1 protein-coding gene is annotated in these 450 nt (G+C 51.3%); it reads left to right on the plus strand.

Translation table 11 applies throughout. The annotated features are described in order from the left end of the window. Positions 1 to 450: hypothetical protein (locus VJI94_RS07995; protein WP_324008963.1), on the plus strand; the 450-nt coding region annotated here is incomplete at both ends.

A 450-nucleotide genomic window follows, 5' to 3' on the forward strand; every position in this document is an offset into this window, starting at 1 on the left:
TGGCGATCAACATTGCGAAGGAACTGACATGTCGAAGGCTACCATTACCGTTAACACGGGAGATGCAAATGGGGTTGATATCACGGGGGACCTCGTCATTGGCGGGCAGCTCGAAACTAGTGCGTCCGTGGTGGAAACGCCTGCCGTTGTCGATGCCAACAAGCCCACTGAAACGTCCGAGGAACTTCCGGCTGAAGCCGTAGAGGCTCTTCGGGTTGAGCGTATTGCAGGCGCTTATGCAGAGCTTGGTGCATATGCTGCACCCTCTGACATGGTGTTCGATGATATTCGTTCTGCCCTGAACGCTGCTTTGTATGAGCGCTTCGGTAATGGACGGTATTGCTATGACTTCTACTGCACGCATGTAACCGGTGATCACGCAGTTTATTACAACTACGGTGATTACAACGGTTACCGCTACCAGTATTTCCAGATTGCATATACCATTGA

The organism is Parvimonas sp. D9, assembly GCF_035282565.1.
GTDB lineage: Bacteria > Bacillota > Clostridia > Tissierellales > Peptoniphilaceae > Parvimonas > Parvimonas micra.